The 19732-nt window shown below is 33.8% G+C and carries 17 protein-coding genes and 2 pseudogenes; 7 read left to right on the forward strand and 12 right to left on the reverse strand.

Features of this window, described 5'->3' with window-relative positions:
• Window positions 1-147: 147 nt before the first annotated feature.
• Window positions 148-765: pseudogene (locus tag MKY04_RS20805) on the reverse strand (IS3 family transposase); the annotation flags it as partial.
• Between the two features lie 121 nt (window positions 766-886).
• Between MKY04_RS20805 and istA the strand changes: the two are divergent.
• Both istA and istB read left to right on the forward strand, forming a co-directional pair.
• The gene (istA, locus tag MKY04_RS20810; RefSeq protein ID WP_221766347.1) at window positions 887-2431 is read left to right on the forward strand and encodes an IS21 family transposase; all 1545 of its coding nucleotides are present in this window, start codon (window positions 887-889) and stop codon (window positions 2429-2431) included.
• Entirely contained in the window at window positions 2431-3183 is a 753-nt protein-coding gene (gene istB / locus MKY04_RS20815) for an IS21-like element helper ATPase IstB (RefSeq protein WP_126296391.1), read from the forward strand. The genes istA and istB overlap by 1 nt, the downstream gene beginning before the upstream one ends.
• A 57-nt stretch (window positions 3184-3240) precedes the next feature.
• Here istB and MKY04_RS20820 read toward each other — a convergent pair.
• A pseudogene (locus MKY04_RS20820) lies at window positions 3241-3758 on the reverse strand (helix-turn-helix domain-containing protein); the annotation flags it as partial.
• Between the two features lie 150 nt (window positions 3759-3908).
• Entirely contained in the window at window positions 3909-4784 is an 876-nt protein-coding gene (locus tag MKY04_RS20825) for a LysR family transcriptional regulator (protein ID WP_346235075.1), read from the reverse strand.
• A 195-nt stretch (window positions 4785-4979) separates the two neighbouring features.
• Here MKY04_RS20825 and MKY04_RS20830 point away from each other — a divergent pair, with 195 nt between their 5' ends.
• The 4 genes from MKY04_RS20830 to MKY04_RS20845 all read left to right on the forward strand — a co-directional run bounded on the left by MKY04_RS20830 (window position 4980) and on the right by MKY04_RS20845 (window position 7591).
• Window positions 4980-5369 carry a tautomerase family protein gene (locus MKY04_RS20830; RefSeq protein WP_346235076.1) on the forward strand — a complete coding sequence of 130 codons (390 nt, stop codon included), beginning with the start codon at window positions 4980-4982 and terminating at the stop codon, window positions 5367-5369.
• A gap of 49 nt (window positions 5370-5418) precedes the next feature.
• Entirely contained in the window at window positions 5419-6501 is a 1083-nt protein-coding gene (locus MKY04_RS20835) for an NAD(P)H-dependent flavin oxidoreductase (protein WP_126296109.1), read from the forward strand.
• 166 nt (window positions 6502-6667) lie between these two features.
• Entirely contained in the window at window positions 6668-6796 is a 129-nt protein-coding gene (locus MKY04_RS20840; RefSeq protein ID WP_346235077.1) for a hypothetical protein, read from the forward strand.
• Between the two features lie 96 nt (window positions 6797-6892).
• The gene (locus MKY04_RS20845) at window positions 6893-7591 is read left to right on the forward strand and encodes an S-layer homology domain-containing protein (RefSeq protein WP_346235078.1); all 699 of its coding nucleotides are present in this window, start codon (window positions 6893-6895) and stop codon (window positions 7589-7591) included.
• A gap of 401 nt (window positions 7592-7992) precedes the next feature.
• Here the strand turns inward: MKY04_RS20845 and MKY04_RS20850 are convergent, their stop codons facing one another.
• The 6 genes from MKY04_RS20850 to MKY04_RS20875 all read right to left on the reverse strand — a co-directional run bounded on the left by MKY04_RS20850 (window position 7993) and on the right by MKY04_RS20875 (window position 13713).
• Window positions 7993-9375 carry a right-handed parallel beta-helix repeat-containing protein gene (locus MKY04_RS20850; RefSeq protein ID WP_346235079.1) on the reverse strand — a complete coding sequence of 461 codons (1383 nt, stop codon included), beginning with the start codon at window positions 9373-9375 and terminating at the stop codon, window positions 7993-7995.
• Window positions 9376-9820: 445 nt separating this feature from the next.
• Window positions 9821-10444 (reverse strand): DUF2306 domain-containing protein, encoded by a 624-nt coding sequence (locus MKY04_RS20855; RefSeq protein WP_126296106.1) that lies wholly within the window; start codon window positions 10442-10444, stop codon window positions 9821-9823.
• 679 nt (window positions 10445-11123) lie between these two features.
• Window positions 11124-11591: a hypothetical protein gene (locus MKY04_RS20860; protein ID WP_346235080.1), complete on the reverse strand. Its 468-nt coding sequence runs from the start codon at window positions 11589-11591 to the stop codon at window positions 11124-11126.
• 1 nt (window position 11592) lies between these two features.
• Window positions 11593-12381: a hypothetical protein gene (locus MKY04_RS20865; protein WP_346235081.1), complete on the reverse strand. Its 789-nt coding sequence runs from the start codon at window positions 12379-12381 to the stop codon at window positions 11593-11595.
• An 86-nt stretch (window positions 12382-12467) separates the two neighbouring features.
• Entirely contained in the window at window positions 12468-12929 is a 462-nt protein-coding gene (locus MKY04_RS20870) for a hypothetical protein (RefSeq protein ID WP_346235082.1), read from the reverse strand.
• Between the two features lie 379 nt (window positions 12930-13308).
• Complete coding sequence (locus MKY04_RS20875; RefSeq protein WP_346235083.1) at window positions 13309-13713, reverse strand: hypothetical protein; 405 nt, start codon at window positions 13711-13713, stop codon at window positions 13309-13311.
• 365 nt (window positions 13714-14078) lie between these two features.
• Between MKY04_RS20875 and MKY04_RS20880 the strand changes: the two genes are divergently transcribed.
• Entirely contained in the window at window positions 14079-15083 is a 1005-nt protein-coding gene (locus MKY04_RS20880) for a DUF3231 family protein (RefSeq protein ID WP_346235084.1), read from the forward strand.
• 463 nt (window positions 15084-15546) lie between these two features.
• Here the strand turns inward: MKY04_RS20880 and MKY04_RS20885 are convergent, their stop codons facing one another.
• From MKY04_RS20885 to MKY04_RS20895, 3 genes are all read right to left on the reverse strand, one after another.
• Window positions 15547-16974, reverse strand: coding sequence for a VanZ family protein (locus MKY04_RS20885; RefSeq protein WP_346235085.1), 1428 nt, complete (start codon window positions 16972-16974; stop codon window positions 15547-15549).
• A gap of 329 nt (window positions 16975-17303) precedes the next feature.
• A complete protein-coding gene (locus MKY04_RS20890; RefSeq protein ID WP_346235086.1) occupies window positions 17304-18338 on the reverse strand; it encodes a DUF418 domain-containing protein in 1035 nt (344 codons plus the stop codon).
• Between the two features lie 344 nt (window positions 18339-18682).
• The gene (locus MKY04_RS20895; RefSeq protein ID WP_185807835.1) at window positions 18683-19564 is read right to left on the reverse strand and encodes an AraC family transcriptional regulator; all 882 of its coding nucleotides are present in this window, start codon (window positions 19562-19564) and stop codon (window positions 18683-18685) included.
• Window positions 19565-19732: the final 168 nt, after the last annotated feature.

Consider the following 19732-nt stretch of genomic DNA (forward strand, 5'->3'; position numbering starts at 1 on the left):
TACTAACCAGATTGTCATGAAAACACTTATCAGATAGTTTATTCTTCATCGAAGGCTTAACGGCACATATGCAATATATTTATATATATAAAAGAAACCCACTTATTTAGGTACTGACCATCATTTTTGAGACAATAAGAAAACACCCTACTTTACAGTTAGTTGACGGTATTTTACCGGCGATTGGCTGTTTAGTTTCGTTTGAATACGGATATTGTTATAATAATTTATATAGTTTTCGACGATTTGGATCACATGCGCATTCGTTGTGCGATTGATTCCGTCGAGATAGAACGTTTCAGACTTTAGCGAGGAGTGAAACGTTTCAATTGGAGAATTATCAGCGGGCGTGCCTTTACGAGACATGCTCATGGTAATTCTTTTTTCTTTTACTGCCTTTTGATAGTCATAGGACGTATATACAGAACCTTGATCGCTATGCAGGATACAGCCTTCAGGTAATTCTGGTAGCTGATTTAATGTATCTAAAACAAACTCTGTATCTTGAGTAAATCCGATTGTACGCGCTACAATCTCGCCATTAAAGACATCTAGAATACTTGAAAGATACATCATTGATTGACCAAAAGGCAAGTAGGTAATATCTGTTACTAACTTTTCAAATGGTGCTTCCGCTGTAAATTCACGATTTAATAAATTCGGTGCGACGTATGCTGGTTGTCCAGTGCTTTTACGTTTCTTCACTTTTACTCGACACTGCCAATTATATTTTTGCATTACTTTTTGTACTGTATTTTCACTTATCGGTTCTCCATATGTATTTGATAAGCTAAAACTGAGCCACCATCGCAGTTGAAAAGTGAGCCACTTTTATATGAAAATAATCCTAACTTCATAGAGTTAGGAGCGTATAGAGGTGATTTCATTGGAAAAGAAACAGAGAGTGCTAATTGCCTTTCATCAAGATGATAAAAGTCAGCGTCAAATTGCGAAGGAGCTTGGTATTTCTCGGAATACTGTAAAAAAATATATTGAAGAGGATCTTGAAAAAAGAAAGCAAGATATTCGAGAACTACCTATTACAGATAACTATGTAACGCCTCCGTCGTATAAGAAACGAAAAGGCAATAAAAGAGCATTAACACCTACGGTGATGAAACGTATCCGAAAAATGTTAAAAGATAATGAGTATAAACGGCAACATCAGATGCACAAGCAACAACTAAAAATGATTGATATTCATGAAAAGTTATTAGATGAAGGTTTTGAAATTAGTTATACCACTGTTAGAAATTTTGTAAATAGTGAGGAGAAACGTCAAAAAGAAGTGTTTATTCGTCAAAAGGCAACTGCTGGTCATGAGATTGAATTTGACTGGGGTGAAGTAAAATTAATCATTGATCAAACATTACGTTCTCTTTCAATGGCGGTCTTTACCCTACCATATAGTAATGAAAGAATTGCATATTTATATGAATCCGAAACAATGGTGTGCGTACAAGATGCTCATGTAAAATGTATTGACTATTTAGGCTTTGTACCAGAAGTTTTTACCTACGATAATATGCGGACAGTTGTAAAGAACTTTATTGGGACTGAACGTGAGATTACCGATGGTATGAAAAATCTATCGATGCATTATCATTTTAAAATACGACTATGTGAACCGAGAAAAGGAAATCAGAAGGGGCATGTAGAGCGAAGTGTAGAATACATCCGCCGGAAAGCATTTGCCCATCGAGATACGTTTACAAGTCTAGAAGAAGCTCAGGCTTATCTAACAGAAATTATCATGAAATTAAACTCTCGTAAGCATTATAAGAAAAACCAAACGCACCATGAATTAATGCTAGAAGAGCGTATAGCTAGGCAAGTAAGCGCAGAAATTATTCCATTTGATGCCTCTGAGTTGTATGAATTTAGAGTGGACAAATATAGCACGATTACTTATAGACAAAATCGTTATTCTGTTCCAGAAGGACATGTTGGAGAATGGGTGAAAGTAAAAGCGAGTGCGGAAAAAATTCTTATTTTTAGTGAAAATGCCTGTATCGCGACACATAAGCGAAGTTGGCAGATCCATCAATGGATTATGGATATTTATCATTACTTACGTACATTTGAAAAGAAAAAAGGTGCATTGGCTCAAAGTGAATGTTTGAGTCAAGCACCAACAAAAATAAAAAAATTATACAAAGATTATTATATTGGAAATGAGCGAGATTTTCTAGAGTTACTTATTTATCTAAAAGAACATAACAATCTAGAAAAAGTCTTAGCAGCGATTGAACAACTCGAAAAGAACCCTATGGTTCAAATAACAACAGAAAAAATTATTTTCATAGCTAGTCAAGGCGAATACATCCATAAAACTGTACATTCCAAAAATGAGGTCACCACCCAATCTCTCGAAAATCTTTCAGCCATAACGGCGTTATTTGAAACGAAAAAGACAGGGGTGCTTCACTAATGGATAAAAGACAAGAAATGATTGAGATGTGCAAGGAACTTCGATTACCAAGCATTCGGGGATTTATTCAAGAAGATGATATGTGGAAACAATATCAGACAGCAGAAGATTTCTTATATCACGCACTAGTGCAAGAAATGGAAGATCGAGAAGTGCGAGCAAAAGCGAATCGCATTCGATCTGCAAATTTCCCTGAAAAGAAACTATTAACTGAATTAGAGTTTGAGAGATTACCGCAAAATGCGGCCTCTCGCCTCCCACATTTAAGGAAATTGGACTTTATTCAAGAAAAACAAAACGTCTTATTAATTGGCTCACCTGGAACAGGTAAAACCCATATAGCAATAGGTTTAGGAATTGAAGCTTGTTTGGCAGGATATAAAGTATTTTTTACAACGGTATCATCTCTAGTAAACCAATTAAAAGAGAGCCGTTCTGAAAGAACGTTACGTTCATTTGAACTGAAGTTTGAAAAATATGATTTAGTAATCATTGATGAATTAGGTTATATCTCCTTTGATAAAGAAGGAGCCGAGTTATTATTTACTCATCTTTCCCTTCGGGCAGGACGAGCATCCACCATCGTTACGAGTAATTTATCATTTGATCGATGGGAAGAAATATTTCATGATCCAGTTTTAACAGCAGCTTTAACGGACCGACTAACACATCGAGCATATATGGTAGACATGGTAGGACCATCTTATCGAATATTAGACACAAAGGAATGGTTGGAAAATAGTCAGGTTTAAGTGGCTCAGTTTTTAATTAATAAATGGCTCAATTTTTACTTGCGAAATACATCCATAAATGCTTGTGATTTTTCGGTATCCGTATCGATATTTATGAAGTTTACACAACTCACCAATTCTCTTATCCCGAATATCTTTCTTTGTTTCAACGTTAGTATTCTTTTTCCAACGATAATAAGATGATCTACCTACCCCCAAGTGGTCACAGATTTCACCAATTGTCATGACTTCTTTTAGTTCTTCTACCAATTGCACAACTATTCTTGGCACCACTTCCTTTCCAATTCTGCGTACTTTTTTAAAACTTCAATTTGTTGCTTTAAATAACGATTCTCAGCCTTTAATTTAGCTGTTTCATTTTCATATTCTGGTCCTTTACCAAAGGTATATTGCTTTCCAACTGGCTGTTCAAGGCGATGAAGTTCTCCATTTCGATACCACTTCATCCACGTTTTTAGTTGTGTATAATTTCGAATATTCAATTCTTCTAAAACTTGATTAACAGGTATTCCTGCTAACCTCATTTCGATTGCTTTCATTTTAATTTCTACTGGATAACTAACTCTTGTTCCCATAGAAAAAACACCTCCACGTTGGATTTATAGGTTTAATACCCGTTTTTCAACGAAAGGTGTTTTTATTTGTCTCATTTTTTTAGGTCAGTGCGTTAATAGAGTGGGTTTCTTTTAGTATGAGAATATTTATTAAAATTTTTCGCTTTCCCCTTAAATCAGGCTCTTTACCTCATCTAACATGTTAATAAATTCTTTTAAAGACGCTGGTAAATACTTATCTTTTCGATAAATAAATACTGTTTTAACTTTTCCATATTCATTTGGAAGTGAATATTGTCTTAGGGTACCATTTTGTACATTCTTGGCAACAACACTTTGTGGAAGCATACTTATACCAAGCCCCCCCTCAACACAGCCAATGATTGCATCTATTGTTCCAAATTCCATAACTTGATTAGGAATTAACCCCTCTTTTTGTAACCATTGTTCAACTTTCTCACGATAGGAACATCCATTATGAAATACAAGCAGCGTCCTTGTTTGGAAGTCTTCAAAAGAAGAAATAGGAGGGTCAATAGAATCTGTTATGAGTACCAACTCTTCTTCGAATACCTCTTTTTCGATGAGTTCAGGGTGTCCAATAGGCCCAGCTACAAATGCTCCATCAAGTTCGTACTGCAGAATACCTTGAATATTTTGCTTAGTAGGTCCTGTTTTTATAGTTAGATCAACATCCGGAAAGTCTTTATGGTACTTGGAAAGTAGAGCCGGTAAGCGTACTGCAGCGGTTGTTTCCATTGATCCAATCGTTAACGGGCCTTTTGGTGTTTGTTCATCATTCATTACGCTCTTTGTTTCTTCTATAAGATTAAATATTTTTTGAGTGTATGTTAGCAACATAATTCCTTTAGCCGTTAATGCAGTGCCTCGATTATGTCTATAAAATAGGGTAGTTTGGAGATCCGATTCTAGCTGTTGAATTTTCATAGTAATATTAGATTGGGCATATTGAAGTTCTCTTGCTGCCTGTGAAATACTCCCCAACTTTGCAACGGTCTGGAAAATCTTTAATGATTGAAGATCCATAACAATCTCTCCTTATATGGTATAAACCTCACCTATCAATAATACTGATACCAATTATCATTTTTCAGTATTATACCATATATCAAAAAAGCGCTATACTTAAAGCATCCAAATTTTAACTGGAGGTGAGTAGAAGCAAAAGTACTCATTTCTTAAAAAAGACTCTAAATACAAATTTAAGGGGAGACATACAAAATGCCATTATTGTGTTTTGATTTAGTAGAAGGAAGAGACGAAAAAACTTTAAAAAAATTGTTGGATTCAGCTCACAGTGCGATGGTTGAAGCTTTCCAAGTACCTGAGAGCGATCGTTATCAAATAGTTCATCAGCACCCTTTACATGAGCTAATAATCGAGGATACTGGACTTGGGTTTAAGAGAAGTAAAGACCTTGTCATAATTAGTATTGTTAGTAAAAAAAGAACTGTAACACAAAAAGAAAAACTATACTCCCTTTTAGCACATAAACTTGAGGCCGAATGTGGAATTTCTCCACAAGATTTGATTGTTTCAATAACAGAGAATACTGATGCTGATTGGAGCTTCGGACTCGGAGAAGCACAGTTTCTAACAGGTTCATTATAGCTTTTAAATCGATTTGAGTATAAGGGATGAAAACATGAGGGGGATCATTATGTTAACTAATGAAATAACAAAACTTTTACAAATTGAGTATCCAATCATACAAGCTCCAATGGCTGGAGGGATAACAACTTCACCATTAGTATCTGAAGTTTCAAACTCTGGGGGTCTTGGCATGATTGGTGCCGGTTACATGACACCTGTTCAAATGCGAGAACAAATTAAAGAAATAAAACAATTAACAACAAAACCTTTTGGCGTTAATCTATTCGTTCCGAACGAAGTGAATGTTTTCGAGAATGAGATTAAATCTAAATCAGCTAATCAGTTCTTAAACCCGATACGTGAGCAATTAAATGTATCTCCAAAAGATAGCGTTGACATTTCTACAATTCATAATGCACAAGAAACATTTCATGATCAAGTTAAAATTGTTATAGAAGAAAAGGTTTCCATTTGCTCTTTTACATTCGGCATTCCTTCTAAAAAAGTAATTAATGAATTAAAACAACATAATATTATTCTAGTAGGGACAGCTACAACGGTTAAAGAAGCTGTGGAGAATGAAAAAGCAGGAATGGATATCATAGTTCTTCAAGGAAGTGAAGCAGGCGGGCATCGAGGAAGCTTTTTAGATAATGATCAGGAAAGTATGATCGGCTTAATGTCGCTTATCCCTCAGGTTGTTGATAATGTGAGAATTCCTATAATTGCTGCTGGAGGAATTATGGATGGAAGAGGCTTAATGGCTTCCCTTTGCCTTGGAGCAAAAGGTGTTCAGATGGGAACTGCATTTTTAACTTGTGTTGAAAGTGGAGCACATAAAGTATATAAAGAAGCCGTTCTGAATGCACATGAAGACCAGACTGTATTAACTCGTTCATTTTCAGGGAAATGGGCAAGAGGTATTAAAAATAAATTTATCTCAGAAATGAAAAAGCATGAAGAAGTTTTACCCGATTTTCCCGTTCAGAATATATTAACTCAAGATATTAGAAAAGCGTCAGCAACACAAAACAATCAAGATTACATGTCTCTTTGGTCTGGCCAAAGTCCAAGACTAGCGAAAAATCAAACCGTTGAAACATTGATTCATAATATTATTGCTCAAGCTAAAAATATCCCCTTAGAATAATTTACTAGATTTCTAATTGACCAATTCTTATTCTGTGGCAATTAATATATATAGAAATTTACAAAATCATACAATTTATCAACACTGATGACTTATTGAAATAATTCCCTATAAATGTTATTTTTCCAAATTAATAGATTACTATGAATTTAGGGAGTTGAAAAAAGTGAAAAAAACATTAACATCTATTTGCATCGCAGCAGGCTTACTCTTTTCGACTAGTGTTGGAGTAAACGCAGCAGATGTACATTACAAAGACGTTAAGAAAACAGATAACTTTTATAATTCCGTTTAGTACTTATTAGGCCAAAAAGCTATTAGCAGAACATTACCTACCTTTAGACCTTATGATAATGTTACTCGTGGACAAGTCGCTAGTATTCTGGCAAAAGTGTTAGATGATAGATTAAGAGAAGTAGAGTATTCAGATGTGTATAGTGGTGTAGATTTTATTGATGTACCTAAAACAAATCAATTCTATCCATATATTAATAAGTTAGAGTGGAATGGTATTATGCGTGGGTACTATTTAAGAGATGATTCCCCTATCAGAGCATTCGGTATAAACCAACCTTTAACACGTGGCCAGTTTGCAGGGATTATAGTAAAAGCTTATCATATTCCGTTAATTAAACTCCAAAGCTATAAAGAAAATGGGGCAGTTAAATCTGATATTTTTGATGGGCAAAAATTTACTTATCCATGGGGTCAAGAAATCGCCACACTTGAAACACTTGGAATTTTAAGTGGATATAATGATGGGAATTATAAACCGAATACACCTATTAATCGTTCACAGTTCGCTAATATGCTTTATAAAGTAGAATCTGGAAATCTACATTTTTTTAACCAATCTGCTATTGTTAATGAATTTGTAAAATTAGGCATACAAAGTGACATTGCTACTGAAAAAATTAAATCGTTAAAAAATAATGATGTGTTGAACTATATTGCTTCCTATGGTGATACAAGATATTTAGATACAATTACTTTAGCCGCAGATATGCGTAAAGAAGGCGAAATTTTATTCAGTGATATCAATGTGAAAATAGTAGCTTCAAAAGATAATAGATGTAGAAAAAATTGTTGAAAATGATACTACTTCAAGTGATACAGCAAAGATAACTCCATAATACAATTAACTACAGTAATCCATGAGAATTGTTCTTGTGGATTCTTTTTGTATGTTAATAATATAGTAAATTAATGGAATAACTGGAACATGGCTAAGTGTATTAAAAGACACAATTTCCTCCCTGAATTCACGACCCGATAATTGTTAGCATCAAAATTATATTCATAGCCAAAGTTATAATCTAATATGGTTTAGAAAGCAAGAAAATTGAATATATCGCTAACCTTTGTTTTTTCGATAGGAGACGATTATATGCGTCTCTACATCCTGTAGAAACGCACATTTTCCCCATAAACTATATTTGATTATTAAGTCTAAGCTTTTTAACTACTACTAGTGTCGAAGCTTTTCACGTCTTATCGGAAGTCGTATTTACTTTCATCTGCAAATGTTGGCTTTTTAAAAACACTGTTTCTATCTTGAAGACTTCTCAGTTTATAATTCGTGAATCCTGTTATTTCTTCCGTTTCCCATATCCAACGCGTCTCCTTCTCTCCCTTATCTAGATAATAGACATTGTGATTTATTTTGTTACCATCATTTTTTTTAAAGGGGTTGCTAATAAGGAGGTTCGAATCGCCTGCAACCATGATATTATTTTCGATTCTATTATCTTTTGTATTATATTGGATTAGCAACTGTCCGGCATCTTGAAACTTTGTATCATTTTTATATAGGATATTATCGGTAATGATACTGTTAATAGTATTGCCTCGTTCCGCATCATACCCTCCTATTGCAATTCCGGCACTTCTATTTTCATAAATCCAATTATTCTGTATCGTAATCTCACTAGTAGATTTGCCCGAATGTTCGCTTGCCGCTTCGATTCCTATATCACTTTGAAATACTTTATTGTTTTCAATGATAATCCTTTTTCCACCATCTACATAAATACCGCCTGCTGAATATTCGTTCCCATAGGCTGGATTTCCGAAAGAGGAAATTTGATAGACTGTGTTGCCGCTAATGATACCGTTTCTCGCCTGATCATAGGCTTCATTAGGTGATACGCCCTCAAATCCAATGGCATCGATACCTATGTTATTGTTTCGCCTTACTATGTTGTTTGTAACCTTAAAATTCGAAACATTCCCATTTAAAACTAGTGCTTCACTTACACCTAGCTTCATATCTTCAAGTGTGTTTCCTGAAATGACAATATCCTCAATTGCCTCGGGTGCTTTTGTTCCGTATACAGCTATTCCATGAGCATTCCCTTCATGATGTTGAGTTTCGATATGATGAATATGGTTGTGCAAAATATGAATCCCTTTTCCACTTCCGCTGACAGAAATGCCGATTGGTAGAAGATCTTGTTGTCTCGTTGTGTAATTTTTGATTTCTAATCCATCAATCGTGACATAGCTTTTGTCATGAATGGATATCAATCCTTGATAATCCCATGAAACATTAACACCTTTTCCATCAATAGTTACTTTTTCATTCGGATAGGCCTTGATGACGATAGGAGCGTCCTTTTTTCCCGAATTCTTTAAAACAATCTGTTCATTATAATTTCCACCTCTAATAAAAACCGTTGTGCCTGGTTTCGCTAGATTGACAGCATGTTGTATGGTTTTTAAAGGTTTACTCTTACTACCTTCGTTTTTGTCATTTCCGACTTGAGACACATATATTTCATTTGGCTGAACAGCTTGTCCTACATTTCCATATAGAAGCACACCAATACAAAGTGCCATTAAAAGAAATAACACCCCTATCACTTTTTTGTTCATATCGTGTCCTCCTTATTATTTAATTTAGTCTAAAACATTACTTTTCCATCCTCATTGAAGCCTGTTTACTTTGCATATATCGGTAGTAGATATGTATTAATTCATAGCAATGTTTAATAATTATTTGGAGCATCCGTATCAGTTGGAGATGTTAATAAAGGGATTAAGAATGTATTTAATTCTGTTTTTTTCATCTTGGATTATGAGAACATTGAGTGTGATTTTGTCCTCCTAGAAGGAGATTACCTTTCTCTCTACTACCGAGGCGATTACGGTCAAAGCTATGATCGAATACTTGATATAATTAACTATGCAAAAGAAAAAGGTTATCAATTATTAAGTAACCCTTTCGAGATATATGAAGTTGATAATCGAGATACTATACGTAGTGAAGAATTCCTAACTGAAATTCAAGTAAGAATTCAAACAAACTAGAGATCGGGGGTTACCTACTCACTAAAACGTTTCTTTGTATAATCATTTGTGCAACAATTAAATTTGGCACCCAACATAACCACGCAATAATAGCATAACTGTAATTAAAGTTCTCAAAACCAAACATTAATGTAAACAATGGTAACCACATTCTTAAAGTCACTGCTGCAAAAGTTAATGAATAATTTCTAATCATCCACTTTTGATGTTCTTGAATATTTTTATTTTTTACATTAACAAGTGCTTGGAATGCTGTTAGCAACCAAAATACAGATAAAAAACCAAAACCTAATTGTGCTATAAATCCACCTGTTGCATAAATTGCTAAATAGATTCCCGATATACCCGCAAAGAAAACGCCTATAATATAAATCCTGCCAAGTATTTTATGACGATTTATATTTCTTTCTCTAAACTTGGCAAATAGTGTGAAGGGGCCAATGATTAAAGCTGCTATACCAAAAATAATATGTATAGAAAGCATAATGTACCAAAGGGAACTTAATGTAGAAGAAAATAAAAGTTTCAATTGAACAAATCCAGCTTGATGTGCGTCCATAATAAAATATTGAACAATAGAATAACCAGATACTAAAATAGCAAAAATTATTAATAGAGACGTAGTTTTATTCATCAAACAACCTCCTTTCAAGATTATACTAACACCCTATTTTTAACCGATTTGCGTTATTACAAATTCGTTTTATAGACTATAATACTTCATCTATTCCCAATTTTCTGGTATTATACTATTTTTCAGTGTTTTAGCTATTTACAGCTTTAATGTAATGATGAATCATCGTCTAAAAAAATTCGTTAGTGAACTAGGGCATGTCTTTTTCAGTTTCAGGGATTTAATTTAAAAGTTAGCTCAATTAAACTTTAACACAATTATCCATTTTATGTATTAGCTATTGTTCAGAAAAGACCTAAAAGCACAATTTCTATGTCACTATATTTGCCACTTGTATATTAATCATTGTCTTGATAAACCTAGTGCTTCCTGAAAATTGATTTTAGTTTTGGAATGATCCATCCACTTTAGTTTTTAACTTGGATAATATTTGATTAAAATGGAATGAGATTGTATATTTAGTGAAAAAATAAGAAACCCACTTATTTGGAAAGGATTGACCAAATAAGGTAGGTTTGGTTTTTAGCTGCTGATAAAATCTAATTTCGACTATCCCCTTAATTAACCCGATTTAACATGTTAATAAGTTCCAATAATAATACAGTTTATATGCTGATCATAGGCTTCTACAGGAGATACATCCTCAAATCAAGGCATCGATACATAAGCTATATTTTGGTTATTCAGCTCCTTCTAATTTGGCTACCCCTAATGCAAGATTATCCCAAAGCAGCTGCTCCACTTTCTCTACTAGTTCATTAGGGCAATTGATCACTAACACTACTTCAGAACGTTTTCCCTTTAATACCCTTTTCCTTTTATGAATGACTTTATAGAAAATATAATCAATCATAAATCCAACTATAAATCCTATCGCGCCACCTATTAACCCCCAAATAATTGGACCCCATTCTAGTACAAAACCAACACATGCTCCAATAACAGAAAATGCTGTTCCAATTGCTGCCCCCTTATCAAACAAACTAATGCCGTCAGCTCGATGAAGTGTATCAAATAACTTTCTTTCTTGAACCCGATTCATAAGCGGCACTGCAAGAATATTATCTTTTTGTATCCCTGCTTTCTCTATTGCCGTAATCGCTAACTCAAGATATGATGAATGCTCAAAGGTAGAAAAAATTTGCAATTTAATTCACCTCATCAGATGCTGGTATTTTCACACGATATTGTTGATAGTTCTTCTGTAGAAATTTACGTTGCTCACTTTCAAACAAATTATTGTTTTCCACTGTATTCACGTAAGCATCGTATACGGCAAAGCCTATTTGTGAAGGCATATACAAAAACCACTGTGGGTTAATAGCTGCTGTCGCTTGGCTAATTTCCCCCAAGAAAAGGTAATGAACTGCAATAAGCACATTGGAAAAGTATACAAAAACAATCATAAGAATCATTATAAAAATAGCTGTGACCACTCGATGGATATATAATTGACCCAATCCTGGCGTAAAAAAGGACCAAATTATTGCCATTACCGGCCTTCTTTTATCTAAATAGTTTATTTCCAAGGCCCCAATAACGTAAGAATTAAAATTGGCATTTTCTCTTTCGGCCAATATAAAAACTTTGTTCATATCCACAGTAGTCCGGTAACTATCCCAAATGCCAAATATATAAACCGGAAGATATAAAAGCAGCCATCTCGGTTCAAGAATCTCTTTCGCCATATCAAATTCCCCGGTAAAAGAATATATAATTGCTTGATTTAAATGGGACATATTATTCACGAGAACCTCCCATATAACGAGAGAGTACCCTCTAAGATATTTGGATAAGAGGAGATGACCAAAACCAGGGAACGCAGCTGACCACCAAGCAATAATATAAGGGCTTCGTAAATGTAGTTGGGTAGTTCCAACCGTACTTACATGAGCTTTATAACGTCTGGTTGTATTATCATTAGTATAATTGTTCATTACTGCTACCCCTTAGAAATTATTTAAAGTCTTTCCAGAAGCATTGTTTATTAAGATTGCTTCAATTACTGTTAAAATGCCTCTTCTTAGCTTGTTTTCTCCAAGCTGCAAATCCACTTATAATAAGATAATGCTATGATAAGCAGAAACGGGTAAATAGGGGCTGAATAAGCTAATTTCCACCATCCGTAATTAAAAAAGCCCCAAGGTTCTGGAAGTGAAGCAAGGGCTTCATAAATTATTAACACGATGGACCATAAACTTATATATAGAAAACGCTTTAATAAAGAGGTTTGAAACGGAAATCTATTTAAAAACAACAAAATGGCAGGTGGACCTAATAGAGTAAGTGCCGGCAGTGCTGACCATTCAATTTCCTTGCTAAAATACCAATATGCTTGATATTTATGGCCCAAATAAAGATCAACAAAAAATTGAAATATCATTGTAAATGTCCATATATGTACTATTTGATTTTTTGTAAATCGTTTGACGGTAATAATAGCAGCTGTATTAAACAGAATAACCGAAATAATAAGTCCGAACATAATAAGAAATAAACTCCTCTTTTGCATTATTCTTTACTAAAACTTCTTTAAATATTCTGCCCGTTAATTTAGATGTAAACCTTCATATTCTTTATTATTAACTATCCACGAATAGGTGGAAGCGTTCCTCAATAATTAGGGACGATTATGAAGTATTATTTCGGCTTTAAATTCAACTATATAATTAAGCAACATTTAGAAAAATAAAAAACACCTTGATACAGCAACGAACCCGCTGTACCAAGGCTACATTAATGTTGGTAACAAAATTAATAATTTAAATCCTAAAATTTCCTAAATTGAAAAGAGTTTTATTTAACACACATAATTGAACTCAAAAAGGCTTTTATTAAGGGGTAAAATTTTGTTGTTTTTTATTTTACTCGATTTTCTCCATTTTTCTTAAATTCCAAAGATAAAATGAGTAAAGTGCATAATAAGATATGAAAAGCCCTAAAATAAAGAAAGCTAAAACAATACCGTAATCTTGACTTGATACTTCACTGCTTACAAACTCTCTTACTCCTGTTTTTATCCCCATATAGATTAGAATAAATAATAAAAGTATTCCAAATCGTTGATATTTGCTTCTTTGTTTTACTGCATCTCTCTTTTTGCGCATAAGGTATCGGAAGTATCCAACAAACAAACCAACAATAAATAATAAAACAAAAATAAATTTTAGCGGGTGGTTATCGACAAATACTTTTATTAAGGTGCTAATAGAAATAATAAAAAGTACAGAACATATAATAATGTAATAATTTAATGAGTACGACTTCATGATTAAAACCTCTTTTTCCTTTATTCTGATTTTTGCACCTCGAAGTGAATTCGTTATTTTTCTTAGTACAAAATACAAAAAGTAATAGATAAACAGTTTTCCAACAAATAAACAACTTAGAATATATGAATTCGGCTTGACAACAAGGTTTTATTTACATCCACAAAGATTGAGTCTCCTTTCAAGTAAGCTAAATTCTACTATAAGAGTAAAGTCTGATTAACAAAATGTCAAGTTTACTTTACTTTACTTTACTTTACTTTTAAAACAATTTACTTTGCTTCTTACTTACAATCAATAAGTTATCTTGATTTTAAATTCATAATTATCGCTAAATCGAAGAATAATATCCAAGAGGTGATAAAATGGATGAGAATAAATTAAAACTAACATCTTCTGAAATAGGGTCACTATGGGTAGAATATGTAAATGGAACAGCCGTTGATATTATAAATAGATATATGGTTTCTATTATTGAGGATGAACAAATTAAAACTATTTTTGAGGATGCTATCAAGACATTTGAAAAGCAAAAACAACAAATCGCAACTTTTATAGAGAACGAAGGTTTTCCAGTTCCAATTGGATTTACTGAATATGACCTCTTTGAAGGTAAACCAAGATTGTTCACAGATATATTTTGCCTAAATTATTTACATGTCATGACTTTACATGGTTTGCTTGGACACTCAACTTCGTTGGGAGTTTCTGTTAGAGAGGACTTAAGGTATTTCTTCGATTCCTGTGATAATGATGGGAAAAGAATGTATCATCAAACCATTGATTTATTGCTTGAGAAAGGAAGTTTCCAGAGAGACCCTTTATTCTATCCAGTTAATAGCCCTGAATATGTTTCCAGCCAAGATTTCATAGCTGGATTTTTCGGAAAGGAGAGGATGTTATCAGCTCCAGAAATCATAAACATTTCTTTCAACCTTAAAAAAAGTATTATGGCAAAAACTCTTTCAATCGCATTCAGTCAAATAACACAAACAAAAGAAGTAAGAAAGTTTTTAGAGGATGCCGAAAAAACCGCTGATCAACAAATAAAAGCCTTTTCCAAAATTATGCAAACGGATAATTTACCAGTTCCTAAGTCGTGGGAGACTGAAGTTACGACTTCAACAGACTCTCCTTTTTCCGATAAGTTAATTATGTATCATACTGGCTTCTTATTCCAAGCTGCACAAGCTTATCACGGGGCAGGTCTAGCATCAGCCATGCGAACAGACCTTGTTGCCACTTACGAAAGTACCATTTTACAAAATCTTATGATTACTAAAAAATGGTTTAATGTTATGGTGCAAAATAATTGGTTAGAGCAACCACCTCTTGCTCCTAATAGAAAAGAAATTGCAAAAAGTAATTGAGTTTAGGTGGTTCAATGAAATGATATGGCAGATAAGGGCATAGTAGAAAAAACTTTTATGGAGAAATTTTAAGGGCTATATAAAAATTCATTTTATGTTATAAACAATGTATAATGAGCCAAACCTATTATTTCAAGGGTTTGGCTCTTGTTGATTATGGATTAAGCATAAATTTATACATTATTGATTTATCAATGTTTCGGATTTTTTCAGAATCTTAACAGATGCATAAAAAGCGGGATTTATGCAATCTTAACTCCATAAAGTGGCCCGTTTGTTGAATAAATGACTCACATTTTTAACCGACTTTATTGTAAGCTAAATAACTGTATTTCCTCTGCACACCATCCTAAATTGTTTATAATATAGTTCAATCTATCCTTCAAAATCTAGACCTTTTGTGCAAAATAAAAAAGTTATTTAAGGAAATAGCTAATCCTCAAATAACTTTTAATTATATTAATTAATTTATTACTGCAGGAATTAATGCTTCCCAATGTTGGTCATTAACTAACCCCGTAAACCTGTAAACAGGCTGATAATAACCTTTGGAGTCGTAAGTATAGTCAAGCTCATAGTCATTTATAATTAATTTATCTCCATCGTTGAGATTATTATATATATAAAATTTCCCTTTTAGAATTTCTTCATAAGCTTTTGAAGGACTAATTATATTAACATCTTTTACGAATTCATTTTCCTTCATATCATAAAATACATCAATTGGCATATGATTATTTTGAGATGGTATAAGCATAATTAAACCTTCAAAAAAATCTTTATCTTCAAAAGCAATTTTTTTAATAGACTGTTTCATATCCCACCGTAGAGTATTATCATCTTGTGTACTAAATATTGCCCCTTTAGGTAATAACTCACTTGATAGCAACCATTTTTCATAAAATTTCCTATAGCTATTTAAATCCTCCTGAGCCATATAGACTGTTTCATTACTTTCGGTATAAAATCCCCATGTGCCATCTTTTGAATTGTAATTGAATATTAATTCATTTCCACTATTATCTAATAAAGACCATATCCGATTGTAGCCATCTATACGGGTACTGCCCTTTTGCGATAAATTAAATGAACTTTGCAATAAATCCGCTATATTATTTGCGTATTCAATATTATGGATTTGGTCGTTATAATATAGAGAAACTGTGTCACCGTCCGTCTCCAATTCTGTATTTAGTACTACTTCAACCTGATTCATATTTTGAGAATATACTGGGCGAATGGAAAGGTTCCCAAGCTCTTTTGAATGATATACAACCATTGCCCCTGTGAATAGCAGCGTAAAAACGAGTGGTATACAAAAAGCTTTAGATAACGACTGAGCCTTTACTTTTCGATGTACTACCACATCTTGAATTGCACTCATCAAGAGATATCCCGCAATACTTCCAATTGTGTTATGTAGTATATCATTCAATTCAAATATTCCTCTACGTGTGAACATCTGAAAAAATTCAATGCTTAATGTAACAGTTAGAGATATAAGTAAAATAGGAACTATTCGATGAGTTCTTTTTCCGAGAAGCGGCAACAGAAACCCGAGAGGCGCAAACATTAACATATTAAAAATTATAAGTTGCAATTCACTAAGAGACCATTGATTCCAAGCATTTATATAATCGCTAAATAGTCGAAAATTAACCCATCCCTCAAAATTTGCTCCCCTGCTAAATGTTGTTAATACCATAACAACAACAAACCAACCAAATAGTAAAAATAAAGCACTAAATTGACTAAGAGTTGCTTTTTTACTCCCACCCCGTTTTCGATACAGGGTATAAGATAAATAGGTTATTCCAATTATTACAACTGCCACAATTAATGCTATCGGCAAAATCGGTAGTAATTTATCGAAAATACCTTTTATATCCAATTTACAAACTCACTCCTTATTTTGGATTAAGCTGGACCTTCAATTAGTTAAAACAGCTAGATAGCTAACAGTATAAAGGTCAATTCTTAATATTAATTGCAGAAACTTCTTAAGTTTTTCTTAACAAATGAACGAAAATAATTTTGTACGAAAAAAAACCCTTACAAAAGTAAGGGCCCATAAAAGATATCTTAATTTTTAATTATGATTGAGGTACACAATAGGATGTGGATAAAAAGCGGATACCTGCTTTGTCTTGGTCAATTTTTATTAAATAGTGTGATGCATTGTACATATCGAACTTTGTTTCTTACCTTGTAGCGGTCTGTTTATTTTCGTATAGAGATCCATTTCCCATAAGTTCCGCATCGCCAAAGCCACTCTAATGGACCATACTTAAAAGATCTAAGCCAAAATGAAGAAGTAATAATCTGCGCTATCACTACAAGTACACACGTAATTGTTGCGTCGATATATGAAACTACTGTACCAGCGGGAATAAACATTGCAATAATAACCAAAATAACGGATTGACTTATATAATTCGTAAACGCCATTCGTCCAAATGCGTTTAATGGTGATAACAATTTCTTTACTAAAGGTTCGAGCAAAACAAGAAAGCTAACATAAAAAACAGAGAAAAATGGGGCGAAAGTCAAGGACAAGTTCGCAAAGTCAAAAAAGGCACGATTTGATAATACTTGCGCTTCGGTTAATTCAACACCCTCCATATAGTATACTAACCCATCGACAGGTGCTTTTTGCCAAAGAAAAGCGACTGAAATACTAGTTGCAACAAATGAAAGAACAGCAACTATCATCCACGTTTTTCGCCTTTTTATATAAGATTCAAATATACGATACTGTCCGAACGCTAGACCCAGCATCATTAAAGGTAAGATTAAAAGCAGTTTTGCTCCAATAAAGCTTCCTATAATAACGCCTGCTATACCTAAGATTAGGTTAATCTGTTTCGGAACCTTATCAAAGAAAACAACAGGTACTCCTAAAACTGCATAAATCAATAAAGCTTCACCAGGGTTTATTAGGTGATGTATCCATCCTACTATACCCAAGATCAACATACGCCGAATAAAAAGTGAATATGGACGATCGTTCTTTTCTTTAGCCCTTGATAAAAAAATCCAAAGCCCTAATCCAAACAAAAAAGAAAATATAGCGTAAAAACGCCCTTCAACAAATAGATACAAGAAACGCTGAACCCAAATATCCTCCTGTGTTCCAGTTAAGTTAATGTTTGCGCTCCAAAATGCAAGCACATTTACAAAAGGAAGCCCCATCAGAGCAAACCCTCTAATCAAATCAATAACATTAATGCGGTACTTATTTATTACTGGCTCCATTATAATTAGCCTCTTTCTTATCATTTTCATACGGTATTCTATCGAATAGTGTGCCTGCCCACAATAACAATCGTTCGCAATAAAAAACTGCGTGTAATTCGTTTTACGTAGATGCATTCAGTCTACTTGCATCCTTGTTAATTTACAAAAATCTTTCCGTATAACAGGGTTTAATTATAAAAATTAAATCTTAAGAAAGAGTGAGGAAAACTATGAAGAAATTATTAAAGTGTGAGTGAGCAGTGGCAGTGGGCACGTATACAACGAATCTCTAGTTCAATCTGGCTCTTTCGTATAATAATTACCTTTAATCAATATTTTTTATAATTTATATTTCCTTTTATTTAAAACATCTCCCGTAAACGTTTTATGTCTTTCATTGGAGGCAAGCCAAACATACGACTATATTCTCGGTTGAAATATGATGGACTTTCATAACCTACCTGGAATGCTGCCTCAGCCGCTTCCAGATTTTCCGTTAAAAGCAATCGACGCGCTTCCTGTAGTCGAAGCTGCTTCTGATACTGGATTGGGCTCATACCCGTGACTTCCTTGAAATGACTATAGAAAGATGAAAGGCTCATACTAGCTTCTCTCGCCAATTCGTCCACCCTCAATGACTGTGAAAATTCACGGTTCAATATTCCAATCACCTTTGCAATCCTTTGGGCCTGACTGCCTACAAGGGCAAAATGTTTCAAGGAATCATTCTGATCATTTTGCAGAACACGGTAAATAATTTCACGTTTGATACTGGCAGCAAGGATTGGTATATCCTGCGGAGTGTCCAAAAGCCTAATTAGCCGTAATACCACTTCAATGAGTGAATCATTGACAATGTTAATTACCAGACCCCGTCCTGGAGATTCACTGGAAATTACTTGACTCGATGATTGTACCACCTCAAAAATTTGGGTCATATCAAGTGACAAATTTACACATAAATATGGATTTTCGGTTGAAGCCTTTATGATCTGTCCTGTGATTGGCAAATGAACAGAAGCAGTCAAATAACTTGCCGTATCGTATTGATAGTTTTCTTCCCCAAGCATGACTAATTTTGATCCCTGGGCCACAACACAAAGGGACGGTTCATAAACTGAGTAAACAGGTTCAGAAATCTGCGAGCTACGAACAAGTCGCAAGCCTGGTATAGCTGTCTCAAACGTTCCATCCATCGGTACATGTCTCTCAATCAACTCTGCCAATTCTTTAATTTGCTCCATGGACAATTCCTCCATCTTTCCAGATATCTTTATGAATCTATCACTCACTATACTATATTTTTTTGGAGTATTAGGCAATAATAGTATAAATTTCGGCTACCTCCTCATTGATGTAAAGTTTCATAATAAGTTTATGGTCAGACACATCACATCAAATGGAGGGTAAGT

The sequence above is a fragment of the Lysinibacillus telephonicus genome (genome assembly GCF_039654155.1).
In the GTDB taxonomy this organism is placed as follows: domain Bacteria; phylum Bacillota; class Bacilli; order Bacillales_A; family Planococcaceae; genus Ureibacillus; species Ureibacillus telephonicus.

Bases quoted from the DNA above. Each gene is read 5' to 3' on its own strand.
- istB (WP_126296391.1), top strand. From the start codon at position 2,431: ATGGATAAAAGACAAGAAATGATTGAGATGTGCAAGGAACTTCGATTA.
- MKY04_RS20825 (WP_346235075.1), bottom strand. From the start codon at position 4,784: ATGGATCTTCAATCATTAAAGATTTTCCAGACCGTTGCAAAGTTGGGG.
- MKY04_RS20830 (WP_346235076.1), top strand. From the start codon at position 4,980: ATGCCATTATTGTGTTTTGATTTAGTAGAAGGAAGAGACGAAAAAACT.
- MKY04_RS20835 (WP_126296109.1), top strand. From the start codon at position 5,419: ATGTTAACTAATGAAATAACAAAACTTTTACAAATTGAGTATCCAATC.
- MKY04_RS20850 (WP_346235079.1), bottom strand. From the start codon at position 9,375: ATGAACAAAAAAGTGATAGGGGTGTTATTTCTTTTAATGGCACTTTGT.
- MKY04_RS20855 (WP_126296106.1), bottom strand. From the start codon at position 10,444: ATGAATAAAACTACGTCTCTATTAATAATTTTTGCTATTTTAGTATCT.
- MKY04_RS20865 (WP_346235081.1), bottom strand. From the start codon at position 12,381: ATGAACAATTATACTAATGATAATACAACCAGACGTTATAAAGCTCAT.
- MKY04_RS20870 (WP_346235082.1), bottom strand. From the start codon at position 12,929: ATGTTCGGACTTATTATTTCGGTTATTCTGTTTAATACAGCTGCTATT.
- MKY04_RS20875 (WP_346235083.1), bottom strand. From the start codon at position 13,713: ATGAAGTCGTACTCATTAAATTATTACATTATTATATGTTCTGTACTT.
- MKY04_RS20880 (WP_346235084.1), top strand. From the start codon at position 14,079: ATGGATGAGAATAAATTAAAACTAACATCTTCTGAAATAGGGTCACTA.
- MKY04_RS20890 (WP_346235086.1), bottom strand. From the start codon at position 18,338: ATGGAGCCAGTAATAAATAAGTACCGCATTAATGTTATTGATTTGATT.
- MKY04_RS20895 (WP_185807835.1), bottom strand. From the start codon at position 19,564: ATGGAGCAAATTAAAGAATTGGCAGAGTTGATTGAGAGACATGTACCG.